Origin of the sequence: Streptomyces composti, assembly GCF_012034205.1 — a bacterium.
GTDB classification, from domain to species: Bacteria; Actinomycetota; Actinomycetes; order Streptomycetales; family Streptomycetaceae; genus Streptomyces; species Streptomyces composti.
In genome coordinates, this window is record NZ_JAATEM010000093.1 from 1 (window position 1) to 422 (window position 422).

1 protein-coding gene and 1 pseudogene are annotated in these 422 nt (G+C 66.8%); both read left to right on the forward strand.

Annotated elements, in window-relative coordinates; all coding sequences use genetic code 11:
- A pseudogene (locus HCJ93_RS29075) lies at window positions 1-349 on the forward strand (hypothetical protein); the annotation flags it as partial.
- Window positions 340-417 carry a BBE domain-containing protein gene (locus tag HCJ93_RS30325; protein ID WP_373563632.1) on the forward strand — a complete coding sequence of 26 codons (78 nt, stop codon included), beginning with the start codon at window positions 340-342 and terminating at the stop codon, window positions 415-417. The pseudogene HCJ93_RS29075 and the gene HCJ93_RS30325, both read left to right, overlap by 10 nt.
- Window positions 418-422 lie beyond the last annotated feature (5 nt).

Here is a 422-nt window from a genome sequence, read left to right on the forward strand (position 1 = left end):
AGAAGACATCTCGCCGGAGGCAGCATCCGCGTTCCTCACCTCGGCGCAGGACGTCAAGTCCCCGCTCTCCTCGATCGACTTCGAGTACCTGCGCGGTGAGATCACCAGCGTTCCGGACTCGGAGTCGGCCTTCTCGCGTCGGGACGCCCCCTACATCTACACGGCGTCCGCGCAGTGGACCGACCCCACGCAGGACGCCGAGAACGTCGCCTGGACCCGGCGCAGCGTGGAACAGCTGGAGCCCTGGCACTACGGCGGTGCCTACGTCAACTACGTCCAGGACGAGCCGGCGGGGCAAAGGTGCGCGAGGTCTACCGGGAGGACCGCTACCGCAAGCTCATGGCCCTGAAGTCGCAGTACGACCCCGCCAACGTGCTGCGCAGCAACCAGAACATCGTGCCGGCCCGAGCCGAATAGCACGT

Bases quoted from the DNA above. Each gene is read 5' to 3' on its own strand.
- HCJ93_RS30325 (WP_373563632.1), top strand. From the start codon at position 340: ATGGCCCTGAAGTCGCAGTACGACCCCGCCAACGTGCTGCGCAGCAAC.